General features: G+C 68.5%; 18 protein-coding genes. 11 read left to right on the forward strand and 7 right to left on the reverse strand.

Annotated elements, in window-relative coordinates; all coding sequences use genetic code 11:
• Nucleotides 1-6: 6 nt before the first annotated feature.
• Nucleotides 7-1,290 carry a helix-turn-helix domain-containing protein gene (locus ABTW65_RS25450; RefSeq protein WP_350665386.1) on the reverse strand — a complete coding sequence of 428 codons (1,284 nt, stop codon included), beginning with the start codon at nucleotides 1,288-1,290 and terminating at the stop codon, nucleotides 7-9.
• Between the two features lie 152 nt (nucleotides 1,291-1,442).
• On the opposite strand from ABTW65_RS25450, the gene ABTW65_RS25455 reads away from it, so the two are divergent.
• The 3 genes from ABTW65_RS25455 to ABTW65_RS25465 are packed head-to-tail and all read left to right on the forward strand — an operon-like array spanning nucleotide 1,443 to nucleotide 4,491.
• Nucleotides 1,443-2,567 carry a permuted SH3 domain-containing protein gene (locus ABTW65_RS25455; RefSeq protein ID WP_350665388.1) on the forward strand — a complete coding sequence of 375 codons (1,125 nt, stop codon included), beginning with the start codon at nucleotides 1,443-1,445 and terminating at the stop codon, nucleotides 2,565-2,567.
• Nucleotides 2,564-3,271 (forward strand): ABC transporter ATP-binding protein, encoded by a 708-nt coding sequence (locus tag ABTW65_RS25460; protein WP_350665389.1) that lies wholly within the window; start codon nucleotides 2,564-2,566, stop codon nucleotides 3,269-3,271. Before ABTW65_RS25455 ends, ABTW65_RS25460 begins: the two co-directional genes overlap by 4 nt.
• Nucleotides 3,268-4,491, forward strand: coding sequence for an ABC transporter permease (locus tag ABTW65_RS25465; protein WP_350665390.1), 1,224 nt, complete (start codon nucleotides 3,268-3,270; stop codon nucleotides 4,489-4,491). Before ABTW65_RS25460 ends, ABTW65_RS25465 begins: the two co-directional genes overlap by 4 nt.
• Before the next feature lie 64 nt (nucleotides 4,492-4,555).
• Here ABTW65_RS25465 and ABTW65_RS25470 read toward each other — a convergent pair whose 3' ends face one another.
• Together ABTW65_RS25470 and ABTW65_RS25475 are read right to left on the reverse strand one after the other, a co-directional pair.
• The gene (locus ABTW65_RS25470) at nucleotides 4,556-5,638 is read right to left on the reverse strand and encodes an inositol-3-phosphate synthase (protein WP_350665391.1); all 1,083 of its coding nucleotides are present in this window, start codon (nucleotides 5,636-5,638) and stop codon (nucleotides 4,556-4,558) included.
• A gap of 45 nt (nucleotides 5,639-5,683) precedes the next feature.
• Nucleotides 5,684-6,334: a PadR family transcriptional regulator gene (locus ABTW65_RS25475; RefSeq protein ID WP_350665392.1), complete on the reverse strand. Its 651-nt coding sequence runs from the start codon at nucleotides 6,332-6,334 to the stop codon at nucleotides 5,684-5,686.
• Between the two features lie 551 nt (nucleotides 6,335-6,885).
• Here ABTW65_RS25475 and ABTW65_RS25480 point away from each other — a divergent pair.
• Together ABTW65_RS25480 and ABTW65_RS25485 are read left to right on the forward strand one after the other, a co-directional pair.
• On the forward strand, nucleotides 6,886-9,432 hold the full coding sequence (locus tag ABTW65_RS25480; protein ID WP_350665394.1) for a transglycosylase domain-containing protein: 2,547 nt from the start codon (nucleotides 6,886-6,888) through the stop codon (nucleotides 9,430-9,432).
• A complete protein-coding gene (locus ABTW65_RS25485; protein WP_350665396.1) occupies nucleotides 9,429-10,871 on the forward strand; it encodes a glycosyltransferase family 87 protein in 1,443 nt (480 codons plus the stop codon). Before ABTW65_RS25480 ends, ABTW65_RS25485 begins: the two co-directional genes overlap by 4 nt.
• Here ABTW65_RS25485 and ABTW65_RS25490 read toward each other — a convergent pair.
• On the reverse strand, nucleotides 10,829-11,881 hold the full coding sequence (locus tag ABTW65_RS25490) for an alanine racemase (RefSeq protein WP_350665398.1): 1,053 nt from the start codon (nucleotides 11,879-11,881) through the stop codon (nucleotides 10,829-10,831). The two genes, ABTW65_RS25485 and ABTW65_RS25490, sit on opposite strands and share 43 nt — an antisense overlap.
• 7 nt (nucleotides 11,882-11,888) lie before the next feature.
• A complete protein-coding gene (locus ABTW65_RS25495; RefSeq protein WP_350665400.1) occupies nucleotides 11,889-13,052 on the reverse strand; it encodes a lipid II:glycine glycyltransferase FemX in 1,164 nt (387 codons plus the stop codon).
• 291 nt (nucleotides 13,053-13,343) lie between these two features.
• Between ABTW65_RS25495 and ABTW65_RS25500 the strand changes: the two genes are divergently transcribed.
• The 4 genes from ABTW65_RS25500 to ABTW65_RS25515 all read left to right on the forward strand — a co-directional run bounded on the left by ABTW65_RS25500 (nucleotide 13,344) and on the right by ABTW65_RS25515 (nucleotide 18,474).
• Nucleotides 13,344-13,943: an RNA polymerase sigma factor gene (locus ABTW65_RS25500; protein ID WP_350665402.1), complete on the forward strand. Its 600-nt coding sequence runs from the start codon at nucleotides 13,344-13,346 to the stop codon at nucleotides 13,941-13,943.
• Complete coding sequence (locus ABTW65_RS25505; protein ID WP_350665403.1) at nucleotides 13,943-14,452, forward strand: hypothetical protein; 510 nt, start codon at nucleotides 13,943-13,945, stop codon at nucleotides 14,450-14,452. The genes ABTW65_RS25500 and ABTW65_RS25505 overlap by 1 nt, the downstream gene beginning before the upstream one ends.
• A gap of 13 nt (nucleotides 14,453-14,465) precedes the next feature.
• Nucleotides 14,466-16,019, forward strand: a complete 1,554-nt coding sequence (locus ABTW65_RS25510; RefSeq protein ID WP_350665405.1) for a S8/S53 family peptidase — start codon at nucleotides 14,466-14,468, stop codon at nucleotides 16,017-16,019.
• A gap of 676 nt (nucleotides 16,020-16,695) precedes the next feature.
• Nucleotides 16,696-18,474, forward strand: coding sequence for a CHAT domain-containing protein (locus tag ABTW65_RS25515; protein WP_350665407.1), 1,779 nt, complete (start codon nucleotides 16,696-16,698; stop codon nucleotides 18,472-18,474).
• A gap of 361 nt (nucleotides 18,475-18,835) precedes the next feature.
• Here ABTW65_RS25515 and ABTW65_RS25520 read toward each other — a convergent pair whose 3' ends face one another.
• Nucleotides 18,836-20,893: an acyltransferase family protein gene (locus tag ABTW65_RS25520; RefSeq protein WP_350665409.1), complete on the reverse strand. Its 2,058-nt coding sequence runs from the start codon at nucleotides 20,891-20,893 to the stop codon at nucleotides 18,836-18,838.
• 203 nt (nucleotides 20,894-21,096) lie between these two features.
• On the reverse strand, nucleotides 21,097-21,891 hold the full coding sequence (locus ABTW65_RS25525) for a deoxyribonuclease IV (RefSeq protein ID WP_350665411.1): 795 nt from the start codon (nucleotides 21,889-21,891) through the stop codon (nucleotides 21,097-21,099).
• Nucleotides 21,892-21,962: 71 nt separating this feature from the next.
• Here ABTW65_RS25525 and ABTW65_RS25530 point away from each other — a divergent pair, with 71 nt between their 5' ends.
• Both ABTW65_RS25530 and ABTW65_RS25535 read left to right on the forward strand, forming a co-directional pair.
• Complete coding sequence (locus ABTW65_RS25530) at nucleotides 21,963-22,283, forward strand: metal-sensitive transcriptional regulator (RefSeq protein WP_008355454.1); 321 nt, start codon at nucleotides 21,963-21,965, stop codon at nucleotides 22,281-22,283.
• Nucleotides 22,284-22,316: 33 nt separating this feature from the next.
• A complete protein-coding gene (locus ABTW65_RS25535; protein ID WP_091044118.1) occupies nucleotides 22,317-22,520 on the forward strand; it encodes a heavy-metal-associated domain-containing protein in 204 nt (67 codons plus the stop codon).
• Nucleotide 22,521: the final 1 nt, after the last annotated feature.

Genomic DNA, 22,521 nt, shown 5'->3' on the forward strand with positions numbered 1-22,521 from the left:
CAGTGGTCAGGTGCGGGCGTTGGTGGTCCATCGGTAGACGGTGCGCTGGCTGACGCCCAGCTTGGCGGCCACGTCCGGCACCCGGGCGCCGGCGCGGACCAGGACCCTGGCGGCCTGAGCGTTGTCCTCCGGGAGGTTCGCGAGCAGGTCGTCGACCTCGTCGGGGAACGTGTCGGGGTAGTCCATCGCCGGCTCCGGGTCGGGGATGTTCTCCGGGAACGTGATCCGGTCGAGGAGGGTGCCGTCGGCCTCGGCCGGCTTGGTGGCGGTGACGGTGCGGCCGTTGCTGAACTCCGGGGCCATCCCGGCGCCCGGGGCGACCTCGGCAGCGGTGCGGGCCGCATCGGTCACCCGGCTCGAGACCCGGGGGCGGGTGTCGGTAGTGGCGAGGGCGGAGGCCATCTCGCGGGTCCGGATCTCACGCGGCGGCTGCACCTCGCGGGGCATGTCCGCGAGGTCGTTCGGCACCGGCTCGTCGTTCTGCTCGACGGGCTGCTCGGGCTGCTCGGTGATCTGCTGGGCAGAGACTCGCTCGATCACCGGCACGCTGAGCGCCTCGTGGACATCGGGCAGGGTGATCGGCAGCCGGTCGGCCTGGCGGGTGCCCTCGGCGACCGCGGCGAAGGCGTCGACCCACTGGGTGATCTGGTCGCGCATCGCGCCCGGCGCGACGGACCGCAACGCGACCGCCTCGGCGCGCCAGTAGCGCTTCTGCGCGCGCTCCAGCTTCCGGCGGGATGAGGCCGTACGCTTCCGCACCGCCGTGTCGCGGGCCCGGCGCCACTCGACGCGGGTGGCCAGGAGTGAGTGCATCCGGGCTCCCATCCGCAGGTCTGACCAGGAACGTTCCATGGCGAGGTGGCGGTCACCGACGAGCGCCAGGTGCCACATCAGGGCGGCCAGCAGCGGCACGATGAACCGGAACGCCGCGGCGGTGGCGGCGTGGCCGAGGTGGATCTCGTGCCAACCGGCGAAGAACCCTGACGCGGCCGACAGCAGCCAGGTCAGGGTCAGCAGGGTCTGCGCCGGCCGGTCCTGCTGGGCAGCCTCGCGTGCCATCAGTGCCACGGTGACCAACGAGAGCTCGAAGACGCCGGCGAAGGCGTAGGCGTTGATCGCGCCCATGGCGAGCACGTCCCGCCCGAAGCCGACCATGGCGACGTACGCGGCGGCCGTCGAGATCAGCGCGACCGAGACGGCGCCGAAGAGGATGAGGCCGCGGCCTCCTCCTGTCGAACTCCTGCCGGTCGGGGTCGTCCGTTCGCGGTTCGTGTCGTTGGCGGGACGCATCGTGGGGGTCTCCCGTGCCTGAGGCGGTCGATCGTTCGGGTCCCGGAGTCTAGGGGATGGAACACGTGTTCGAGATGTACGTGGATGGAGTGTTGACAAACCGGGCGGAAATTCGGCGGTCGCGACCCATGAGGCAGGGCTACAGTCCGCTCATGTCGAAGACGGCGGTGCGCCGCGTACTTTTCAAGTCGTTCTGGGCCGTGATCGGCCTGGCCATCGCGATCAGCCTCTTCAAGCTGGCCTTCACCGGTTCGACGCAGGATGCCGACGGGGCGCCGCTGACGCCGACCGGGAAGATCCCGGCGGAGGAGGTCGTCGCCGAGAAGGGCACCATCTCCAACGCGCTCACGGTCGACGGGACGATCGTGATCGACAAGCCGGTCCCCGCCACCAGCTCGGTCACCGGGGTGCTGGCGCACAAGTTCGCCGAGACCGGCGCGAAGGTGAAGAAGGGCGACAAGCTCTTCCAGGTGCGTGCGGAGGAGGAGCCCGCGGAGGTGGCCGAACCCGTCGAGGAGCCTGTCGACGAGGAGCCCGGCAACGTCGATGACGCCGCCGGCGACGGCGATCGCGACGACGCACCGGTCGAGCCGCAGGCGCCCAAGCCGGTCTATCACTGGTACACCGTCGTCGCGCCCGCCACCGGCATCGTCGGCAACTACGCCGCCGACCTGATGGGCGAGGTGACCGAGGACGGGGTGGTCGTCTCGATCCGTCCCACGACCTTCCACGCGGTCGGGGCGATCTCGCCGCTGGACCGCTACCGGCTGGCCGCCAACCCGGATCGGGCGACGGTGACCATCGAGAGCGGCCCGAAGCCGTTCACCTGCACGGACCTGAGCATCGGCGACGCGGCGACCGAGACGATCACGGACGACGCGCCCGAGGGCGAGATGATGGAAGGGGAGCCGGGGGCCGAGGGCGACTCGGGGGCGGGCGCCCGGATCAGCTGCCTGGTGCCGGAGAAGGTGACCGTCTTCGACGGTCTGACGATGACCATGGCCATCGACGCCGGCAAGAGCGACGGCGACGTCGTCACCATCCCCGTCACCGCGGTCACCGGACTGGTCGGCGACGGCACCGTCTGGGTCGTCGGCGAGGACGGAACCCCGGCCGAGCAGCCGGTCAAGCTCGGCGTCACCGACGGCAAGCTCGTCGAGGTGACCAGCGGGCTGAAGGCCGGCGACTCGGTCCTCCGGTACGTCCCGGGCTCGAAGGAGTCGGCCGGTGGGATGGGCGACGAGATGATCGAGGAAATGCCGGCGGGGGAGATGTGAGCGCGGAGGAGCTGCTGAGGCTCACCGGCGTGGCTCGTACGGTCGAGCTCCCCGACGGCGAGGACCTGCACATCCTGACCGCCGTCGACCTGGACGTGAGCCGCGGTGACCATGTCGGCATCGTCGGCCGGTCCGGCACCGGCAAGTCGACGCTGCTGAACCTGCTCGGCCTGCTGGACCGGCCCACCGGCGGCACGCTGGAATGGGCAGGCCGCAACGTCACCGACATCAGCAACCACCAGGCCGCCCGGATCCGCGGCCGCGATGTCGGGTTCGTCTTCCAGCAGTTCAACCTGCTGCCGGGGCGTACGGCACTGGAGAACGTGATGGCCCCGCTCCTGTACGCCTCGGGCAAGGAGTTCTGGCAGCGGCGCCGGATCGCGGCGACGATGCTCGACAAGGTCGGGCTCGGCGACCGGCTCGACGCGATGCCGCAGTTCCTCTCCGGCGGCGAGCAGCAGCGCATCGCCATCGCCCGCGCCCTGGTCCGGACGCCGTCGGTGGTGCTGGCCGACGAGCCGACCGGGGCGCTCGACGTCGAGACCGGCGCGATGGTGATGAAGCTGCTCGACCAGGCGACGTACGACTCCGGCGCGGCGCTGATCACGATCACCCACGACCAGAACGTCGCCGCCCTGGCTCGCCGGCGGTTCCGGCTCGCCGAGGGACGGCTGCACCCGCTGACCGAGGGGGCGATGGCGTGAGGACGACCATGGCGCGTCTCGTCACCGGCCTGGCCGCCTCGACCGTCGAGGCGTGGCAGGAGCTGCGCATCCACCGGCTCCGGGTGCTGTTGTCGCTGGTCGGGGTGGCGGTGGCCGTCGCCTCGATCACCGCGACCGTCGCTGCCGGCCAGATCGCGAAGCAGATGTTCACCGAGTCCTACGAGATCGACGGGCGACCGGCGCACATCTCGGTCATGGCCTACGACGACCGCAGCGGCATGCCCCTCTCCGTCGAGCGGGTCCGGCCGGCGTTCCAGACGGTCGTGGAGCGGTTCGACGTGAAGTACGCATCGGCGCGGATCTTCGCCTACGACATCAAGGCGACCACCGCGAGCAGCAGCAAGCGGGTCGAGCTGATGGGGGTCGACCCTGCGTACGCTGCCATCCACCGGGCCGTGGTGCCGCAGGGCCGCTGGCTGCAGGCGTCGGACGAGGAGCGCCTCTCGCCCGCGCTCGTGGTGGACGAGACCTTCCTGAAGAAGCTCGGTCTGCGGGGCACACAGCTGCCGACCTCTGTGGACCTGAAGGGCCAGGGGATGTCGGTGACCGCCACGATCGTCGGCGTGACCAGCCTGCGGGGCCACGGCACGCCGCGAGCGTTCATGCTGGCCGACTCGCTCGAGCACTGGCAGACCGGAGCCCCCACGGACGCCAGCTACGAGATGTGGGTGCCGGTCGAGGGCGCCAACGAGCTCGCCGGCGAGATCGGCATGGCGATGCGCGCCGAGCTCCCGGGGCTCCAGGTCGACGCCCAGCGCGACGACTACCTGGCGTGGGGCGGTGAGGACCCGATCGGCCCGATCAAGTGGGTGATCATCGGGATCGCCGGGATCATCCTGCTGCTCGGCGCCCTGAGTCTCCTCAACATCGCCCTGGTCACCATCCAGCAGCGGATCCGGGAGATCGGGATCCGGCGCAGCTTCGGGGCGACCACGGGGCGGGTGTTCTTCTCGGTGCTGATGGAGAGCGTCGTGGCCACCGTCGTCGCGGGCGTGGTCGGAGTGCTCCTGGCCGTGGCTACCGTCAAGAACCCGCTGGTGGAGAAGTACGTCCTCCAGGGCATGGACGACATCCCGCCCTTCCCGCTCTCGGCGGCCTTCCTGGGCCTCGCCGTCGCTCTTACGGTCGGCGCGATCGCGGGCATCCTCCCGGCGATGATCGCCGCGCGGGTGAAGATCATCGACGCGATCCGCTTCTGAACCTGCCACCGAACAAGCGACTGCCCCGGGTGCCAGGCACCCGGGGCAGCTCGACGGCAGAGGGTCACTCGCCGCGGATGAACGCCTCCAGCTGAACGCGACCCTCGGTGTCCTCGATCTGAACCGGCGGGCTCTTCATGAGGTAGGCCGAGGCCGGGATGATCGGGCCGCCGATGCCGCGGTCCTTGGCGATCTTGGCCGCACGGACGGCGTCGATGATGATGCCCGCGGAGTTGGGGGAGTCCCAGACCTCGAGCTTGTACTCAAGGTTGAGCGGGACATCACCGAACGCGCGACCCTCGAGCCGGACGTACGCCCACTTGCGGTCGTCGAGCCACTGCACGTAGTCGGACGGGCCGATGTGCACGTTCCGGCTGTCGATCTTGTCGGCCAGCTCGCCGGTCAGGTTCGACGTCACGGCCTGGGTCTTGGAGACCTTCTTGGACTCCAGGCGCTCGCGCTCGAGCATGTTCTTGAAGTCCATGTTGCCGCCGACGTTGAGCTGGTACGTACGGTCCAGCGCGACGCCGCGGTCCTCGAACAGCTTGGCCATGACGCGGTGGGTGATGGTGGCACCGACCTGCGACTTGATGTCGTCACCGACGATCGGGACGCCGGCGGCCTCGAACTTCGCGGCCCACTCGGGGTCGGAGGCGATGAAGACCGGCAGCGCGTTGACGAAGGCGACGCCCGCGTCGATCGCGCACTGCGCGTAGAACTTGTCCGCCTCCTCCGAGCCGACCGGAAGGTAGGAGACGAGGACGTCCACCTCCTTCTCGCGAAGGACCGAGACCACGTCCACGGGGTCGAGTCCCGACTCGGAGATGGTCTGCCGGTAGTACTTGCCCAGACCGTCGAGCGTGGGACCACGCTGGACCTCGACGCCCTTGAACGGGACGTCGGCGATCTTGATGGTGTTGTTCTCGGAGGCGTTGATCGCCTCGGAGAGGTCCTTGCCGACCTTCTTGTCGTCGACGTCGAAGGCAGCGACGAACTCGACGTCAGAGACGTGGTAGTCGCCGAATGTGACGTGCATGAGGCCCGGGACGCTGGCCGCCGGGTCGGCGTCCCTGTAGTACTCCACACCCTGGACCAAGGAGCTGGCGCAGTTGCCGACTCCCGCGATTGCTACACGAACCGAACCCATCGGGGCTCCTTCCAATACTCCAGGCCGACACCGGCCCGGAGGTCATCACTCGTTCTCTTGGCTGCTCTGCGCTGTGCGCGAGACGTCCGCTTCGTCGCGTACGCCATCGTCATCCCCCAGATCCCCCCGACCCGCCGCCTGCTCGTCGTTCGCAGGCCTGGGGTTGCGTTCGGCGTCGATCAGAGAGGAGAGCCATCGGACCTCCCGCTCGACCGACTCGACGCCGTGACGCTGAAGCTCGCGGGCGTAGGAGTCGACCTCTTTCTGGGTCATGGCAAGCTCGCGTTGCACCCGGTCGAGCCGCTCCTGGAGCCGGCTGCGACGTCCTTCGAGGACGCGAAGCCTGATCTCCATGTCGGTGCGACCGAAGAACGCGAACCTGATGTCGAAGTTGTCGTCCTCCCAGGCCATCGGACCGACCTCGGACATGAGCTGGGTGAACTCACGCTCTCCGGCAGGCGTCAGCTGGTAGACGATCCGTGGCCGCCGGGTCACCGGCGTGACGGACTGCGCCTCCTCTTCGATGAGGTGCTTGCGCAGCATCTTCTTCAGGGCCGGGTAGAGCGAGCCGTACGACAGCACTCGCCCCCAGCCCAGCATCAGGTTGAGCCGCTTGCGCAGCTCGTAGCCATGCATAGGCGACTCGTGCAGCAGCCCAAGGACTGCCAACTCGATCGTCTCTGCGCGACGTGCCATACGACCTATCGTACCGATATATCCGCAATGGCAAATAGAGACCTAAGTCTTGTCTGAATACGTCTGAAGAGACCACTTCGATGCAACCGTCACCGAACTGTTGACGTCGGGTGACTTGAGGCGCGCTGGGCGTGGATGCGGGAGCGCTAGCGTCGATTGCGTACGCTGATGGCTGCCGTTCACCTACCTGAGGATCCACCCGGGCAAGGTTCGGCAAGCGTCGCGCGTCAGGTTGATGGGATTCCCTCGGGGGGATTCAGCGACGTCGGGGGATTGTCAGTGTCAGCCCGTCCGGTCACGTGCCGGGCAGTCACAGGAGCAGTGCAACACCCGTGAGCGACCCATCCGGCGGCTTTTCTCAAAGGCCCAGCCCTCGTAGCGCCAGTCCCCGCAGGTCCAACCCCGGCGGGCAGCAAGGACGACCCCAGGGCGGACCGCGCCCTCCGCAGGGTGGTCCGGGCGGTCGTCCGCCGGCACCGCGCCGCCCCCAGGGTTCTCCGCAGGGCCAGCCGTCAGGCGGTCGCCCTCAGCCCCGTGGCGCCCAGCGCCCGATGCCTCCCGGTGGTCCCCGTCCCGGTCAACGGCCGCCCTACCCGGGCCCCCGTCGTCCTGGTGAACCCCCGGTCGACCGCCTCGGCCAAGGGCCCGCGCGTCGCGGCGGCGTCAGCGGCGGTGGCAAGGGGCGTGACCCCAAGTCCGCCTTCGGCGTGGGTGACCACGGCGACGGTGAGCTGGACAAGAAGGCGCTGGCGGCCCGGATCGGCAAGATCGCGGGCATCTTCGTCCTGGTCATGGCGCTGATCGGCAGCGCAGCGGTGATCATCTCCTACAACATGATCTCGATCCCCAACGCCAACGCGGCGTTCGAGGCCGAGTCGAGCTTCGTCTACTACGCCGGCGGCAAGAAGGAGGTCGGCCGCTTCCAGGCGGGCGACCAGAACCGTGACGCGCTGAGCGAGGACGAGATGCCGGCGCTCGTGAAGGACGCGGCCGTGGCAGCCGAGGACCGCAGCTTCTACGAGAACAACGGCATCGATCTCAAGGGCATCGCCCGCACGCTCTTCTCCAACGCCACCACCGGCAGCCAGGGCGGCGCCTCGACGATCACCCAGCAGTATGTGAAGAACCTCTACCTGAGCCAGGAGCGCACCTACTCCCGCAAGGTCAAGGAAGCGGTCATCTCGCTGAAGATCAGCCGGCAGAAGTCGAAGGACCAGATCCTCACCGGCTACCTCAACACCGTCTACTTCGGGCGCGGTGCCTACGGCGTCCAGGCCGCGGCGAAGACCTACTTCCGCAAGTCGGCCCAGGACCTCGACATCAGGGAGGCCGCGGCGCTCACCGCGATCCTCAACAACCCGAACGGGTTCGACCCGGAGAAGTCCGGCGCCGACGCCGGCGGCACCGAGCTGCTCGGCCGCTATCAGTACGTCCTCAACGGCATGGCCGAGCTCAAGGCCCAGGGCAAGGCGCTCAGCGACTACGACGAGGCCACCCTCGAGAAGTCGAAGGCTGCGCTGCCCAAGTTCCCCAAGCCGAAGGCCGACAGCCGCCTCGGTGGCCAGAAGGGTCACGCGCTCACCCTGGTGAAGAACGAGCTGAAGTCCCTGAAGAACGAGAACGGCGAGCTCCTCTTCACCGAGGAGGACATCGACAGCAAGGGACTGAAGGTCACCACGACGCTCAGCGCGAAGGCGATGAAGGCCGCAGAGGACGCCGTCAGGGAGGTACGTCCTGAGGACAAGAAGGCGGTCAACGCCAAGCGCCCGGAGAACGAGCTGCACGTGGGCGCCGCCACGGTCGATGTGAAGACCGGTGCGCTCAAGGGCTTCTACGGCGGCCAGGATTACCTCGACTCCCAGATCAACTGGGCGGCCTCGGGCGGCATGGCCGGTTCGACGATGAAGCCGTTCACCCTCGCCGCGGCGCTCGAGGCGGGCTACTCGCTCAAGGACACCTGGACCGGTGAGGGTGGTCTGGAGATCCCCGGCACCGACCGGGTCGTCCGCAACTCGGGCCAGACCGACGCGGACCCGACCGGTCACGGCTACGGCGAGCACATCACCGGCATCAAGGCGATGGAGGAGTCGGTCAACACCTCGTTCGTCGAGATGTCGACCGCGCTGCCCAACGGCAGCGAGGACGTCTACAAGATGGCCGTCAAGGCCGGTCTGCCGCCCGACGAGCAGCACACCGAGAATGCGCCGGCCGACTACCGCTCGATCCCGGCCTACTCGATCGACTTCGACCCGAAGAACTATCTGCTCACGCTGGGTCGTCAGGCGATCAGCCCGATCAACATGGCCAACGCCTACGCGACCATCGCCAACGGCGGTGTGCGCAACACGGTGCACCTCGTCTCGAAGGTGGTCGACGCGAAGGGCGAGGTCGTCTACGAGTGGGATCAGCGTGACGGCGCGGAGCGGGCGATGACCGAGGACGCCGCCGACGACACCTCCTACGCCCTCCAGCAGGTCGTAAAGGACGGCACCGGACAGACGGCCGGAGTGATCAACCAGCCGGCCGCCGGCAAGACCGGCACCGCGACCAACCAGAACGACGACGTCTCCTCGGCATGGTTCGCGGGCTACACCCCCCAGCTGTCCACGGCGGTCATGTACGTCCGCGGCAAGGGCTCCGGCAAGCTGGACGGCTGGCTCGACTCGTACTTCGGAGCCGGCTACCCGGCCGAGACGTGGGCCCAGATCATGGGCACGCTGACCGACGACCTCGACCTCGAGGAGTTCCCGGAGCCGGCGTGGAAGGACGGCGAGGCGCCGATGGACGGTCACGAGCCGTCGCTGACCGCGACCCCGACACCGACCCCGACGCCGTCGGAGGATTGCTCCAGAAAGGACGAGCGCAAGGGTCTCTGCATCCCGATCGAGGAGCCGGAGGAGACCCAGAGTCCCTCGGACGGCGCCACCGACGGTGATCCGGGCGAGGGCACGACCCCCGACGAGTCGGAGTCGACCGATCCGGAGGTCACCGAGACCGCGTGCGACTGGTTCGGCGACTGTGAGTCGTCCTCACCGCCCGCCGATGGCAATAATGGCGGAGGCAACAACGACGGCACCGCGGAGGGCGCTACTCAGTGAGCGATGGTCCAGTGACCGCCCCGGCGGCGGAGGATCCGGTCGTCAGGACCGCCTCCACCGCCATCGGCGGTCCTCTCGGCGGGCTCGCACACGGCCGACGGCGCTGGTTCAGCGCGGTCGGCCTGGTGCTGCTCCTGACCGCGCTCACCTTCGCGATCGGGATGGTCTCCAAGCAGACCTGCTACAACGCCACCTGGACCAACGGCGACACCAGATACACCCACTTCTGCTACTCCGACCTGCCCTATCTCTACGTCGACCGCGGCCTGGCCGAGCACGAGTGGCCCTACTCCTCCGATCCCGAGGTCCGGGCGCGCTACCAGCAGGTGATGGAGTATCCGGTCGGCATCTCCTACTACGCCTGGGCGACGTCCCACGTCACCGACTGGCTGACCGACACCCCCGACGAGGACGAGCGCCATCTCGTCGAGACCTCGAGCTTCTGGGGCCTGCCTGGCATGCACCACGAGATCCGGGTCTTCATCATCGTCAACGTGATCGGCTTCGCGGTCGCGGCGCTGCTCTCTGCCTGGTTCCTGGCGCGTACGCACCGCCGACGGCCCTGGGACGCAGCCGCGTTCGCGCTCGCTCCGGTGCTGGCGGCGACCGGGGTCATCAACTGGGACATGCTGGCGGTGGTCTTCGTGGCCGGCGCGCTGTGGGCGTGGTCTCGCGATCGGCCGCTGCTGACGGGCATCTTGATCGGGCTCGGCTGCGCGACCAAGCTCTACCCGCTCTTCCTGCTCGGCGGACTGGTCGTGATCTGCATCCGGCGCCGCCGCTACTACGACCTGGCGATCGCCGCCCTGGCGACGGTCCTCGCCTGGGTGCTGGCCAACCTGCCGGCGATGGCCACCGGCCTGGAGGAGTGGAAGGTCTTCTGGAGCTTCAACTCCGAGCGGGGCCCCGACCTCGGATCGCTGTGGCTCGTGTTTCAGCAGACCAGCGACGCGGCGATCTCGGCGCACACGGTCAACCTCGTCTCCTGGGCCTTCTTCATCGCCTGGTGCAGCGGCGTACTCATCATCGGTCTGACGGCCCGTGAGACACCGCGGCTGGCGCAGCTCGGCTTCCTGATCGTCGCCGGGTTTCTCCTGGTCAACAAGGTGTATTCACCGCAGTACGTCCTGTGGCTGCTGCCGCTGGCCGCCCTCGCCGTGCCGCGCTGGCGTGACCAGCTGATCTGGCAGGCCGGTGAGCTCTTCTACTTCGTCGCGGTCTGGTGGTATCTCGCAGACCTGCTGGCCGGCAGCGGCGGTGACCAGCCGGTTTACTGGTTCGCGATCATCGCCCGGGTAGCCGCCGAGATCTATCTGATCGTCGTCGTGGTCCGGGAGATCTACGAGCCGTGGCGCGACCCGGTCCGGTGGACCGAGGCGACCGTGGAGGCCGAGGCTCAGGACTCCAGGATGATCTCGTCGAACGAGGTCGCGGTGTAGCGCACCCGCACCTCGAGCTCCTCGCCGACCTCGGGCACGCGCGCGCCCGCGGGAAGCGTGAGCATCGACTCCTGCATGTGCGGCGGCTCGGAGAACCACAGCGCCTTGCCGTCGAGCGTGTACGGCGAGCGCGACTGCCCCATGGCGTCGAGCCCACCGCGGGCAACCGCGAGGGCGCGGGAGCGCAGGTGGGTGTCGCCCAGCGGCGCCTCGAGCCCGATCCCGTGGGCGGTGCCGCCGGAGGCGACGACCAGGTGACCGGCGCGCATCGCGGTGCGGCCGCGGTAGCCGTAGGAGTATCCCCGCTCGAGCGGGTGTACGTCCTCGACGGTCGCGGTCACGGTGAGTGCGCCGCGGTCACCGAGCCACAGCGCGGTGCCGACGCGGGGCCGGAAGGTGATGTCGCCGTAGGCGGCGCGCAGCTGGGCCAGCTCGTTGGCGCTCAGGTGGGAGACCCACACCGTCTTCGCCTCGGCGCCGACGACGGCGTCCATCTGGGCGCGTACCTCGGCGAGCGAACCGCCGTCGAGACCGAAGTGCATGGTGATGCCCTCGAAGCGGGCGTGCTCGCGGGCGACGGCGGCGGTCGGCCACAGGTCGCTGGGCGTCATACCGTGGCGGCGCATCGAGGTGACCAGCTCGAGGATGACCCGCGCACCGGGCTGGCGCTCCAGCAGCAGCGGCAGGTCCTCGGGGCGGCTGATCGTGTGGATGATCCGGTCGGCGATCTCCGGGTTGATCTCGGGCGAGTAGGGCCGCCACGGGGTCAGGACGTAGATCGATCCGCTGAACCGGGTCGCCACCTCCCACACCTCGTTGTAGGTGCCCACCGCGAGCGTGTCGACGCCGGTGCCGAGGCTGTTGAGCCACTCGGTCTGGTGGGCGAGCTTGCGCAGGGTGAGGCCGTAGCCGTTGCCCTTCGCCACCGGGACCAGGCCAGGGGTCGCCTCGGCGAAGGTCTGGACGTGCTTGCGCCAGCGATCGGCGTCAACGGTCAGTTTCAGCGGCATACGGAGATCAGCGCCTCTTCATGTAGACATCGAAGGCCGTGTAGATCGGCTTGTTCAGCGGCAGGTCCCACTCCCCGGCGTACTCCACCGCCTGGCCACCGGTGCCGACCTTGAACTGGATCAGCCCCACGTGGGAGTCGTCGGTGGAGAGCGTCGGAGTGATGCCGCGCAGGTCGTAGCTGGTCGCGCCGGCGGCCATGGCGTCCTGGATCATCGCCCACTGGAGGGCGTTGGAGCCACGTACGTCTCGCTTCTCGGTCGAGGAGGCACCGTAGGAGTACCAGGCGTACTGCCCGACGCGGACCATGATCGTGGACGCCACCACGTCGCCCTCGTGACGGGCGATGAAGAGCTTGATCCGCTCCGGGTCCTCCGCCGACATCGCCGCGAACATCGTCTTGAAGTAGTCGCGGCGGCGCGGGGTGAAGTGGTCGCGCTCGGCGGTGTGGACGTAGAGGTCGTGGAACGCGCTCAGGTCGCCTTCGAAGTCGCCGTCCGCCGGCTTGACCGGCGAGCTGACGGTGACCTCGACGCCCATCTTGGCGGCCTTCTTGATGTTGCGGCGCCAGAGCTGGTTCATCCCCTTGAGGACCTCGTCCTCGGTCTTCGGGGTGCCGTCCTCGTGGGCCAGCGGGATGACGAAGTTGTATTGCGGCTGCCCCGCGCCGAAGCCGTCCTCGGGGGACTGGAGCCGCCAGCCGGCGGCCCTGAGCTGCGAGACCACGCGCGCGCCGGTGGCGTCGCGGTGGGTCGGGGTCAGCTGGTTGAGCCGCTGGACGGTGTCGTCGGCGATGCCGTCCTTGACCTGCGCCGCGCTCCAGGTCGCCGTCGTGACCGGCGGGCCGATCCGGATGCCGAAGGCGTGGTTCTTCTTCAGGTACGTCGCCAGCGGCTCCAGCCACGGAGCGAGATCACCCGACCAGTCGATGCTCGGGCCTTCTGGCAGGTAGGCGAGGGTGAACCGCTCCAGCTTCGGGACCGGCCGGTGCAGCACCAGCGCAGCGCCGACGAGGGCACCGCCCTGCAGGCTGTCGAACCATCCGATCGACTCCGAGCGCCACTCGGTCTTGACCCGTGCCCACGAGGGGGTCTGGAGGAAGCTCACGCTGGGTTGCTTCTCGATGAAGGCGAGATGCTCCGCAGCGGTGATGGGGCGCACGGTGAGACTCACCCGCAGAAGGCTACCCGCTCAGGCGGTAGGGCCGAATCCCGGTCGTCGAGCCGGTCGAGATCACGGTCCGTGAGCGTCTCACCGCCCCCAATGTGGGGACAATCGCGCCGCTCCCTAGTGAGTCAGAGCCGCTGAGACGCTATTGTCTGCGACCAGATGTATCACGGCCGGGGCCTGGGCCTCCTTATAGTCGTGACAGCAACTATGACCACCACGATGGCGCGCCCGCGCGCCATCTGGCCCCCCAACGGCGCGCCGCCGATCCGGAGGCCGCCGGTCGAGGAGGGGACTGTGACACGGGTACCACGGGGGATCGGTCATGCCGACGCACCCGTGACCGTATGGTCCCGGGCCACGGCCGACTTCGACCGTTGGCTCAGCGGCGACTCCGCCGCCCTCGACGAGCTGGTCGCGACGATGACCCCGGTCCTGTGGCAGGTCGCCCGCTCCTACCGGCTCTCCCAGGAGCAGGCCGAGGACGTCGTCCAGAACACCTGGCTCACCTTCGTACGCAAGCACTCCTCGATCCTCGACACCGCGGCCGTCGGCGCCTGGCTCACTCTGACCACGCGCCGTGAGGCCTGGCGGGTCGCGAAGCGGTCCGGGCGTGACGTACCGGTGGAGGACGAGGCGCTCGAGTCCCGCGTCCCGACACAGCGCTCGGCGGAGTCCCTGGTCGTCGAGGGCGACCGCAACTCCCACATCTGGGCGGCCGTCGAGTCGTTGCCGGAGCGGTGCCGGCGGTTGCTGCGTGTGATCGCCTTCTCCGACCGGCCCGACTACGCCGGCCTGGCCGAAGAGCTCCAGATGCCCATCGGCAGCATCGGCCCCACCCGCGGCCGCTGTCTCGGGAAGCTGCGGGACGCACTTCGGGAAGAGGGGGTGTCGTGATGGGTCGCTCGGAGGAGCCCACTCGCGAAGAGCTGTTGGGTCTGGTTCGACAGGCTTATGTTGCTGGTGACCCCGTCCCCGGGGGCCTGATCTCCCGGATGCAGGCGGCCGCCGCCGGCGCCGCCGAGGAGTCCGGACTCGGGCTCGACCTCGAGCTGATGCTCCTGGTGGAGTCCTCGGGCGCCGAGGCGGCCGGAGTACGCTCCGCCGCCCCTGCCTCCGCCCGCTCTGCCTACACCCTGCGCTTCGCGCAGTCCGGCGTCGACGTGCTCGTACGCGTCGCCTCCGACACCGACACCACCGCCCGTCTCGACGGCTGGGTCGTTCCCGGCTCACCCATGACCGTCCGCGCCGTTCGCGCCGACGAAGTCCGTACGCCGATCGTCGCCGTCACCCTCGGAGCCTCGGGTCGCTTCGAGCTCACCTCGTTGCCCGCCGGCCTCATCCGGCTCCGCTTCGAGCCCGCCGACGGCTCCGCCGCGTTCCTCACCCCCACGTTCGAGATCTGACCCAGGAGTAACGATGGTCCACCGCCCCACCCGGAGAGAGCGCGAGCCGCTGTTGTCGGTCGCCTACGGCTCCACCGAGGCGCGAGTCCTCGACCCGACCAACGCCGTCGCCGTCGACGGCGTTGCTGCTCGTTCGACGATCTACTCATCTTCCGTCCTGCTGATCTCCAAGTCGGTCGACTTCGAGGACACCTTCAAGCGCATCGAGAAGGCCGCCAAGGGTCTCGGCTGGCGCGCAGTGGCCGAAGAGGAGCCGGAATGTGCTGTCGGGCTTCGGTTCGGTGTACGTCGCGTGCGAATCGGGGTTCGAGCAGGCCGTGCCGCCCAAGCACCTGACGCTTGGACCGTTCTGCAAACTCTCCGAGCGGAGGGCCTGGAGGGGACCCGGGGCGTGAGTCTCGAACATGTACTGGTGCCAGAGCCCAACGTCGGGTCCGAGCCGCACAACAAGCCGACCCCTCATAACAAGCCGACCCCGCACAACAAGCCGACCCCGCACAACAAGCCGACCCCCGAAGGCTATATCGATGACGGGTACGACCCGCTTGGCACGGGCGGTCGCCAACCTGTGGCATACGTCGGTCAGCGCCCGCATCGGGTGGCCGATGCAGCTCTAGTTGGACGAGAGCGTCCTGTGGTCGCTGTGCTGGATACTGGATGTGGTCCGCACCCGTGGCTCGACTTCGTTCAGCGCGATGTGCGGCTTGACGGGCATCCGATCGGTTGGCCGGTCAGCGCGCCTGACTCCGAAATCGATCCTGATCAGGTCGGAGCGTTGGACGGGCTCATCGATCCGTACGCAGGTCACGGCACCTTCATCGCGGGGCTTGTCCACCAGACCTGTCCGGAGGCCGAGATCTTGTCGTGGCGCATTGTCCCCCCGAACGGACCGATAGCCGAGACGGACTGGATCACTGCACTCGCCCAGATCGCCGAGCTGGTTCATCTGTACCGGGCCGGGGATCCGCGCGGCCGCCGCATCGATGTCCTTAGTTTGTCCATGGGTTACTACCACGAGACGCCGTCCGACCAGTTCTTCGACGGGACCCTCTACGAGATTCTCGCCGACCTCTCCGCCAATGGAACCGTGGTCGTCTGCTCAGCCGGGAACGATGCGACCAGTCGCCCATTCTTCCCGGCGGCGTTTGCCCCTTGGAGTAACGGCGCTGGCCCTGTCACATCTCGACCAGGTGCACTCCCGGTCGTCTCCGTTGGTGCACTCAACCCAGATGGTGCGACCGACGCACTGTTCAGCAACGACGGTCCCTGGGTACGCGCTCGCGAAATTGGTGTTGGCGTCGTCAGCACGTTCCCGACGACGTTCGATGGGGGCTATCAGGCCGCTGCGGCGACCACCCACGAGGGCCGCAGTCGCTCATCACTAGACCCAGATGACTTCACTGGTGGCTTTGGCACATGGAATGGGACCTCATTCGCTGCCCCGATCCTCGCCGGTCGCATTGCACAGCGGCTTTTCGAGGCGGGAGTCGGAGGGGACCTGCAGCATGATCTCAAGCTGGCGGGGGCTGCGGTGGCGGAGCTGACAACTCTGAGTTCTGGCATCTGAAGGTCGAGGGGCCACGATGGCGAGTGGGGAGCAACTGCATCAGCAAAGCGTTGCAGAGTTGACCCGTGGCAACCTCGCTGAAGCCCAGCGAATGTTGGAGCAAGCTAAGTCTGCCGCCATCTCGACAGGCGATTCGGCCCTTCTTGCGAGAGTTGAGTCGACGCTCGCCTATATGGCAGCGGACGAGACTGACCTCGACGCTGCTCTCGGGCTCCTTAACCGGGCGCTTGATGTCGGCGGGCACAGCGCCGAGGTTCGCGGCGTGATGTTGCAGCAACGGGCGACGCTGTTGCGCAGAGCGGGGCGAACAGCGGAGGCGTTGACTGCCTTCGGCGAAGCCATCGAGGTGCTGCCTGGTGAGGCTGTGGGTGTGGCTGAGGCCTACCTCAACCGAGGCACCGTCTACCTGGATCGGCAGGACATTGAGGCGGCGGTCAAAGACTTTTCGGCTGCCGCCAACAACTTCAGCGCGCAGGGGGATGAGGTATCCGCAGCGATGGCTGACCACAACCGCGGCTACGCGCTGTTTCTGGCCGGCGATCTGGTTGGGGCGCTTGACGTTATGACTGCGTGTTACGACGTGCAGGCTGATGCTGGCCCACTCTTGAAGGCGGTGTGCGACGCCGACCGGGCCGAAGTCTTGATGGCGGCGGGACTGACGCGGCAGGGTGGCGAGATGCTGCGGCAGGCTGCGGAGGCGTACGGATCGAAGGGCCAGCGGCAGCGGCAGGGGGAGGCAGAGCTAGTCCTGGCGTCTCATCTGGTCGCGACCGATCCGAGCGAGGCCGAGCGGTTGGCGCGCTCGGCGCTGGGCTGGTTCGAAGAGGCGCGGGCGTCGGGGTTGGCACTGCGGGCGCGGGCGGTGGCGTTCGAGGCGGCGGTGACCGCCCGCGAGGATCCGAGCGAGGACGGCGAGGCGCTGGCCGGTCCGCTCGAGGAACAAGGCCTGAATTGGCCGGCGCTTCGGGTGCGCTTGCAGGCCCGGCTCGCGCGCATTCGTTCTGCCGAGAGTGCCGGCCTGCCGACAAGGCCAGCGAGCGGCAGGGTCATCGGTCCGGTCCCGCCGGAGGCGCCCATCGACATCCGCCTGCTGGAGCGAGAACTCCGAGCCGAGCTAGCCGTGGCCGCGGGCCGATCCGTTGCTGGGCTCCGCGAGCTCCGGGCCGGGCTCGACGACTTCCATCTGTGGCAGAGCTCGTTCGGCAGCCTGGACCTGCAGACCAACGTCGCCGGACACGGGCGCACGTTGGCCAGGCGCGGCTTGGAGCTGGCCGTCGAGTCCGGTGAGACCGACGCGCTCTTCGAGTGGTCGGAGCGCTCGCGGATGGTGGCCTCGCGAGTCCAGCCGGTGCGGCCGCCGTCCGACCCGCAGCTCGCCGCCGACCTGGCGGAGCTCCGCGGTGAGGTGACGCCCGAGCGCGAGACCGAGCTGCGCGAACAGATCCGGCAGCGGGCCTGGCGGGTCAAGGGATCGGGCCAGGTCTCTGAGCCGATATCCCTGCCTGACCTGGGCGAACGCATCGGCAGCCACGCGCTCGTCGCCTATGTCGTCGCCGCCGGACGGATCGTCGCCGTCGCCGCGACCGATGACTCGTCCACCCGGATTGACCTCGGCGAGCAGGCTGCGCTCGGGTCCCTCCTCGGCGGCCTGCTGCCCGATCTCGACGTCGCTGCGACAGACCTCCCGGGCCCGCTCGGCGCTGCGGTGCGCGGTGACCTGACCGCCCGGCTCCAGCAGCTCTCCGATCTGCTTGTCGCCCCGGTCCTCGACAGGATCGGCGACCGCCCTGTCGTCCTGACTCCCTCCGCCGTGCTGGCTGCGGTGCCGTGGACGTTGCTTTCGGGCTTCACCGGCCGACCGGTGACGGTCGCCCAGAGTGCTACCGCCTGGCTGAGCCGCGCCGACACTCCGCTGCGAGCCGCGACAGCTGGATTCGTCGCAGGACCGAGGGTCATGCGAGCCGCCGACGAGGTCACCAAGAGCGCCACGGCCTGGTCCACCGCGCACACCCTCATCGGCACCGACGCCACCGCGACAGCAGTCTCGGCATTGGCTGCCGAGGTCGACGTACTCCACCTGGCCGCCCACGGCCACCACTCCGCAGACAACCCGCTCTTCTCAGGTCTCGAGCTCGCAGACGGGACGTGGTACGGCTACGACATCGACGGCCTTTCCGCCGTCCCCGACGTGGTGCTGCTCTCGGCCTGCGAGGTCGGACGATCGACCATCCGCTGGGGCGAGGAGCTGATCGGGCTGGTCGGAGCCTGGTTGCACGCCGGCGCCCGAGCCGTGATCGCATCGCCTGCCGTCGTGGCCGATGAGGCTGCGTACGAGGTGTTCAGTCGACTCCACGGCGCCCTCGCGAAGGGCCTGGCCCCCGCTGAGGCTCTCGCTGAGTCTCTCCCTGCAGCGACCGCGGACGCTCCGCCGGCCCCCTTCGTCTGCTTCTCCTGATCCTCTTCGAAAGAATCTGAAGTCGGTGTATCAGGCGGTCTGCCGCGTACTCCTTGGGACTGTCCGGACCGAGATTCGGGGGAATTCGGTTCGGACGCTGGCGCCGCCGCCTTGGGGGAGGCAGGCGGTTTCGGGGCCGCAGCGTGGGTTGGGCAAGAGGGGGATGCCCAACCTGCGCCGGCCTGAGACGGGGGCCGGGCGGGGCGGTGAGGGGACTGACTGCCCCGCCCGGCAACATTCGATTCTCCCGCTCAAGAACCGCCACGGCAATGGTTGGGCAGCGCAGAACTGAAATGTGTTCTAGATGGAACAGTCTGGTTCGGGGAACGGGGTCTCGACAGGTCGACCACCGGTGGCCGTTCTAGACGGAACGGTCGAGGCGGCCTAGGCGCTTCCCGAGCGCCGGGGTGACCCGGTCGACCCACGTCGCGGTGATGTGGGAGTCGTCGTAGTAGGTGACGACCTCGCCGACGACGAGCGGGCAGCGCTCGGTGCAGACGAGGTCGACGATGTCGACGTACGCCGCATCGGTGCCCGCGAGCGCCTCCTGGGTCACCTCGTTGGAGTCGACCTCGGTGCCGTCGGCCTTCACGACGCAGTCCTCGAGGAGGTTGCGGGCGTCGGAGAGGCACTCGCCGGGGTCGTTGTCGACGGCGGGGACATCGGCGAAGACGCGTACGTCCGGGGTGATCCTCTCGAAGGCGCTGACGCCGTGGCGTACGCCCTCTCGCCACTGCTCCTCGGTCGAGACGCCGTCGCGCTCCTCCATGTCGAGCATGCCGCGGGCGCCGACGACGATCGTGTCCGGGTTGAGCTCGGTGATCTGCTCGTTGGTCCACTGCCGGAAGTCCTCGCACTCCGCGACGGTCATCTTCGAGGACTTCTGCTTCACCCCGTACGCGGCGCAACCGAGCTTCACGAACGGGACCAGCTTCACGTTCTGACGCTCGGCGAGGGTGTCGAGGGCCGGCAGCCACATCCCGATGTGGGAGTCGCCGACGACCGCCACGGTGCGGTCGGCCTTGCCGTCGCCGTAGACACAGTCGCCGTCGAGCTTGGTCTCGCCGTAACCCGCGTAGCAGTAGCCGCCGCGCTCGGCCCACGAGTCGGTTGAGTCGAACTCGACCTCCGGGGGCAGCGGCGCACCATCCTCGGCGGCTGCGATCGTCTTCTTCAAGACGCCGGTGACCGGCTTGTCGTCGGTCTCGAGGACGTCCGGGTTCTCCTTGAACCACTCCTCGGCGTTGGCCTTGGCGACGTCGACCTGATAGCCGGCGTACGCCTGCGAGCTCGTGCCCGCGACCAGGGCGAGGGCAGCGGCGGCGGGCCAGAGGGCGAGCGCGCGGCGGCCCTTGGTGAGATGCGGGAGCTTGTGGCGCTGGAACGGCATCTCGATCCAGTGGTAGCTCGCCGCGGAGGCGGCCAGGATGAGCGCCAGCATGATCAGCAGTTGGCGGACGCCGCCGCCGGGGATCGCCTCGGGGGCGAGGATCAGGATCGGCCAGTGCCACAGGTAGAGGCTGAACGAGATGTCGCCGAGGTAGCGGAAGGGCTGCTTCGAGAGCAGCCAGCCGGTCGGGGTGGCGGGGCCGGCGACCAGGAGCGCGACCGTGGCGAGCACCGGTACCAGGGCGTGCCAGCCCGGGAAGTGGGTCGCCTCGCTGAAGTTGGCGGTGGCGTAGACGAGCGTGCCGACGCCGACGATGCCGAGGGCTGTCGCGGCGAGACGACCGGTCCGCGTCGCGCTCGTCGCGACCTGCAGACGGCCCGCGAGGCAGGCGAGCAGAGCGCCGGCGGCGAGCTCGAACGCCCGGGCGGGCGTGGAGAAGTAGGCCGTGGTCGGGTCGGCGGCGGTGGCGTGCAGCGACCAGGCGAAGCTGACCACCGCCACGAGCGCGGCGAGCGCGGTGATCGCGCGCCGACGGTGGTGCTTCGGGATCCAGAGGGCGACGGCGAGCACCAGCAGCGGCCAGACGACGTAGAACTGTTCCTCGACCGAGAGCGACCAGTAGTGCTGGAACGGCGAGGGCGCGGCGTTGTTGAAGTAGTCGACGGCTTCCTTGGCGAAGTGCACGTTGGCCAGGAACACCGCCGCCCAGCCTGCGTCGCCCGCGATCTGGTCGGTGCGGGTCTGGGGCAGGACGATCGCGCTGTAGGTGAGGACGACCAGCATCGTCGCGGTCGCCGCTGGCAGGATCCGGCGGGCGCGGCGGGCGTAGAACTGGCTGATGCTGACCGTGCCGCTGCGGTCGGTCTCACGCAGCAGCAGGGTGGTGATCAGGAACCCGGAGAGGACGAAGAAGACGTCGACTCCGACGAATCCACCCTCGAACCCGGAGAGCCCCGCATGTCCTGCGATCACCAGACCGACAGCGACGGCACGGAGACCTTGAATATCGGCGCGCCAGTTCGAACTCATTCGGAGGACGATATGTCAATGGCCCTGTTGGGTCATAGTCGACAGTCCCGCTGGGCGGTCCGATTCTCAGCCGAATCTTCACCTATGACGAGCGAGACCGCAGTTGCGGCGAACGAATCTTCGGTCGTGGCGGACCTATGTGCGGTTTCGTCCGCCAGAACTCAAGACTCGGCTGACAGAAGTGAAGATTCGGTGAGAATCGGTCAGAGTCGGTCGCGGAGCCAGGCGAAGTCGGTCGTGTGCTCCGCGGCACCGCCCGGGGTCTCGCAGATCACCGGGGCGCCGGCGTCGCGGACCACTCCGGCGAGGAGGTCGGGGTCGATGCGGCCGGCGCCGAAGTTGGCGTGACGGTCGGCACCGGAGTCGAACTCGTCGCGGGAGTCGTTGCAGTGGACCAGGTCGATGCGGCCGGTGATCTTGCGGACGTCCTCGACCACGGTCTCGAGCGGGTTGCCGCCGGCGTGGGCGTGGCAGGTGTCGAGGCAGAAGCCGACGCTCTCGAAGCCCTCGGCCTTGCTGATCGCCTCCCAGACGCCGGCGATCCGGTCGAGGTAGCGCGCCATCGCATTGTCGCCGCCCGCGGTGTTCTCGATCAGGAGCGGGACCTTGATGTCGGTCGCCTCGATCGCCTTGCGCCAGTTGTCGAAGCCCTTCGCCGGGTCGTCGTCCTTGTTGACGTGGCCGCCGTGGACGATCAGGCCCTTGGCGCCGACCTCGGCCGCGGTGTCCATGTGCTGCTGGAGGAGCTTGCGGCTCGGGATCCGGATCCGGTTGTTCGTCGTGGCGACGTTGATGATGTAGGGCGCGTGGACGTAGAGATCTACGCCCTGCTCCTCCGCGCCGGCCTTGAGGGCGGCTGCGCCGTCGGCGTACGTCACCACCGGGCCCTTGTAGGACTGCGGATCGCCCAGGAAGAACTGCACCAGGCTCGCGCCGCGCGCGATCGCCTCGGCGACGGGGTCGGTCTGGTCTACGTGGGCACCGATCGCAACAGACATGGGGTCAGTCTAGGACGCGGCACCGACAGTCATGGCTTGACTTCATACCTTACGGGGGTATGGTAGGCGGCATGGACGAGCACACCGGGCCCGAAGGCCACGCGGATCACGGATACCTCCACAACAAGAACAAAGAGGCCTATCTCAAGCGCCTCAAGCGCATCGAAGGTCAGGTGCGCGGGCTCCAGCGGATGGTTGAGGACGAGGCCTACTGCATCGACATCCTCACCCAGGTCTCCGCCTCGACCAAGGCGCTCCAGGCGGTTGCCCTCGGGCTGCTCGACGAGCACCTCGGTCACTGCGTCGCCGGCGCGGTCCAGAACGGCGGCGCCGAGGCCGACGAGAAGCTCGCCGAGGCCTCTGCTGCGATCGCTCGCCTCGTCCGGTCCTGATTGTCAACAATCCAACAACCTAGAGAGATTCTCATGAGCACCCAGAACTTCACTGTCGTCGGTATGACCTGCGGACACTGCGCCTCCTCCGTCACCGAAGAGGTCACCGAGATCGCCGGCGTGAGCAACGTCGACGTCGATCTCGCCTCCGGCAACGTCACCGTCACCGCCTCTGAGCCGATCTCGGACGACGCCATCCGTGCGGCCGTCGAAGAGGCCGGCTACTCGCTGGCCTGAT

The sequence above is a fragment of the Nocardioides sp. NPDC127503 genome (assembly GCF_040302165.1).
Taxonomy (GTDB): Bacteria; Actinomycetota; Actinomycetes; order Propionibacteriales; family Nocardioidaceae; genus Nocardioides.